The organism is Arthrospira sp. PCC 8006 (assembly GCF_046480465.1).
GTDB lineage: Bacteria > Cyanobacteriota > Cyanobacteriia > Cyanobacteriales > Microcoleaceae > Limnospira > Limnospira platensis.
Map to the genome: position 1 here is coordinate 1 of NZ_PKGG01000344.1, position 3,502 is coordinate 3,502.

General features: G+C 45.1%; 1 protein-coding gene and 3 pseudogenes. 2 read left to right on the forward strand and 2 right to left on the reverse strand.

Going from position 1 to position 3,502, the window contains the following annotated elements; translation table 11 throughout:
• Together B9T16_RS26885 and B9T16_RS26890 are read left to right on the forward strand one after the other, a co-directional pair.
• Positions 1–198, forward strand: a pseudogene (locus B9T16_RS26885) (transposase); the annotation flags it as partial.
• Positions 199–317: 119 nt separating this feature from the next.
• Positions 318–563, forward strand: a pseudogene (locus tag B9T16_RS26890) (zinc ribbon domain-containing protein); the annotation flags it as partial.
• A 204-nt stretch (positions 564–767) separates the two neighbouring features.
• Here B9T16_RS26890 and hpf read toward each other — a convergent pair.
• A complete protein-coding gene (gene hpf, locus B9T16_RS26895) occupies positions 768–1,406 on the reverse strand; it encodes a ribosome hibernation-promoting factor, HPF/YfiA family (RefSeq protein WP_006615954.1) in 639 nt (212 codons plus the stop codon).
• A gap of 346 nt (positions 1,407–1,752) precedes the next feature.
• Positions 1,753–2,974: pseudogene (locus B9T16_RS26900) on the reverse strand (group II intron reverse transcriptase); the annotation flags it as partial.
• Positions 2,975–3,502 lie beyond the last annotated feature (528 nt).

A 3,502-nucleotide genomic window follows, 5' to 3' on the forward strand; every position in this document is an offset into this window, starting at 1 on the left:
CGTTTCATAAAGGGGGACGGATTCCTGAGCTAGTGGAGGCGGCTCAATGCCGTTTGCTCTATCTACCACCTTATTCGCCAGACCTCAACAAGATAGAGAAATGTTGGTCGTGGTTGAAAGCCCGCATTCGCCATTGCACGTGAGCAGTTTGATTCTCTCGATGATGCCATGGATTCCGTTCTCCCAGCTGCGTCCTAACCACCTTGACTAATGCTATATCTGGATGTGACGCACCCTACGAGCCGTGTGAGGTGAAAGTCTCAAGCACGGTTTTGTATGGGAGGGGGAGATGGTGACATCTCTCTCGACCCCTACTATGGGTGTGCTGGAAGCGTGGCGTGTATTTTGCCAAGGTTGAAGCAGCAGGCACCAGTCAAGAGTGCCCTCAATGCTCAACAGCGGTCAAGAAAGACCTCAGTATCCGGGTTCATAAATGTCCTGAGTGCGGCTACATCACCAATCGCGACGTGGCCGCCGCCCAAGTCATTCGGAACCGAGGGATTGCAGCGGCAGGGCTTACCGTCAAGAAGCTCGGTGAGGGTAAAGTCGTTGGACTCCCGTAGAACTGCGAATCCCCGCGCCTTTAGGCCGGGGAGTGTCAATCTTTTATCCAAGGGTGGGTTGATTAATCCCAACTAACTAAGGGCCTGATTCCTCAAACCAAGCCCTCGCGCCGCCTAACTCCCCGGTGACAGGCGCGACAGGCGAAACCCGCCACTAACCCTAATGGGAGTGTCAACTATATTATGTGGCTTCACCTACCTACTTTAAGGAGAGGTCGAAGCCCGTTCTGTCAATTCCGCACCAGTTTTACCATTACTGGTCGGAACGCTACCATTGCGGGGTTGGATGACTCCATAACCACCATGATGCGATCGCTGATAGATTACATTAATCTCATCAGTTTCAGCATTACGGAACATATAAAAATCATGATCAATAAGCTGCAACTGTTCTAATGCTTCTTGAATGCTCATGGGAGGCATGGCAAAATATTTCGTCCGCACCACTTCTTCTGGAAGTTTCACAGTGCGATCGCCAATTAAATCATCAACAATGGGCTTCTGTGCAACCACTTCACCAGTCTTAGGAAGCTGATATTGTTTCGCCATGCGTTTTTCTTTGTACTTACGCAATTGACGAGCAATTTTATCTGCTACTAGGTCAATACTGGCATAGAGATTTTCACTGCTTTCTTGAGCACGAATAACTGTGCCATTGGCATAAATCGTGACTTCAGCAGTTTGTCTTGGATTTATCCGAGGGTTCCGAGCCACAGATAAATGGACATCCACTTCGTTTGTCAATTGCTGAAAGTGACTAACAGCTTTGGCAATTTTCTGTTGTACATACTCGTGAATAGCATCGGTAATTTCAAGATTTTTACCCTGGATAACAAGCTTCATACAGCTCCCTCCCGATCATAGTGTGGGCTTAACTTCACCTTAACATTTTGCATTTCAGAAATGTAATTTCTTTAAAATCCTTTGCATCTCTTGACAATTCTTGATGGGTCAATTCACAGATCATCCTATTCAATCATCCATGATTGTCCAGAATATAACTGGCCGACCTATCACCTGGTTTTTCAGTCCTTCCACAGCGGTAGACTCCGGTTAAGAATTACTTTGATGATGCCCTTTGGTTCCCCCAAAATAAGGAAATTGTCGCAACTTAGTAGTGTCGAGAGAGAAGTCACCTTCTCCCCCTCCCATACAAAACCGTACGTGATAGTTTCCCATCATACGGCTCCTAGTCTGATTGCTCCATTGTTAGGGATACAGCGTTGGCATTGTCAAGTGCCGTCTTATCATCGTGACAGTGGCGGTGTAGTAGTTGAAGATTCTTGTATTCGTCCTTTCCGCCGAGACTTCGAGGTACAATGTGGTCTATTTCAACTATGTCTGATGGGGTAAAGTATTGCCCACACCAGGTACACTTGCCTTTTTGCTTCTTGAGTAGTTTTGCTACCCTTGTTGGCGTGTCGATTACTTGTCCTTTTCTGGTTGCCCAATAAGTCCAATTTCCGTCGTATGGTGTTGCTTCAGGGCGTATTGTGGTATGTCTGACAATCGGAGTGTAGCTATGTTTCCATAGTGTGTGTCCATCCTTGGTCTGGAATAACCAAGATTCATGCCTTTCTACCTCATTGCTAAGTTTAACTGTTCCATGTCTGAAATAGTTTCCTAGCTTCTCGTAAACTTGCCTTTCCGCATCTTGATACTGTCCATGCCCGTCACATCTGCCAGATTATATTGTCTAGCTTACCGAAGGTCTCTGATGAGACGACTCCTGAATAATAGTTTGACCATCCCCGAATAATCGGGTTTAGTTTGTTTATCAGGGCTGATTGAGGTGCTGTTTTATGTTGTTTGATTACACCTTTAATCACTTCTGTATGGGCTTTAACTGCTTTATTGCTGGGTTTAATGTGGGTTTTGAATCCCAACATTTTGTTAGGGGTTTTATTAAGTAGAAAACCACCTTTCCTTCGTCCCCCTAATTTCCCAGACTTGTATTTTCCTACCGGGTATTGCCTGATATTGAATCCGAGAAAATCAAACCCGGGTTCTTCTGTTTTGCCATTATACTCAATAGGTTTGAGTGTGTGACAAATTCGAGTCTTTTCAGGTTTAATCTCTAGTCCTACAGGTTTTAGCCATTCAGAAATAGCAGTCTTGCACTGTTCAATAATTTCGAGTGATGGTGATATTACTACGAAATCATCGGCGTATCTTATTGTAGTGGCTTGAGCCCTATTATTTTTCTTAGGATACATTGTTTCAATTAACCTAGCCATTCCCAACAGTGCGATGTTGGCGAGTATTGGACTTATTACCCCTCCTTGGGGTGTCCCTGTTTCTGTATCATCGAAAACGCCGTTATCTAGCACTCCTGCTTTAAGCCATTGTTTCAGGTCTTTCTTTAGGTTGCTTGGACAATGAATTTTGTTCAGTAGATAATCATGGTTCACGGTAAGAGCATTTGGCTATATGTTAGGGGTCGAGAATGGAGTCACCACCATCCCCTCCCATTCAGAACCATACGTGAAAGTTTCCCTTCATACGGCTCCTGGTGTGGATACCCTGTTTTGTCAAAGGAGCAGAATCAACAGACCTGCTTTTTACTTCGATGTTCAGAGCTATATGCAGCACGTAGTCTTTAAACTCGTCCTCGCCATTATACTCTTACTGACCGTAGTATCTATATCCACACCGTGACAATTGGGCATATCCCCACCATGACAATTGGGCTTTAGCTTCTGGTCACATCCTTCACCCTCTAAGCATGCGCTTACATTTTTCACTACTGCCTTGTGAATAGCATTACTCACTTGTTTATAGGCAGAGCATTAGAGGGGTTAATTAGGGGTCGAGATAAACCTCACGGTCTACCCCTCCCATTCAGCAGCAGAACCGTACATGAGACTTTCACCTCATGCGGCTCCTAGTTTGACCGTCTCTTTGTTAAGAGTACAGCAACATCTCTTTCATCAAGAGCT

Coding starts and splice junctions, on each gene's coding strand:
- hpf (WP_006615954.1), bottom strand. CDS start 1,406: ATGAAGCTTGTTATCCAGGGTAAAAATCTTGAAATTACCGATGCTATT.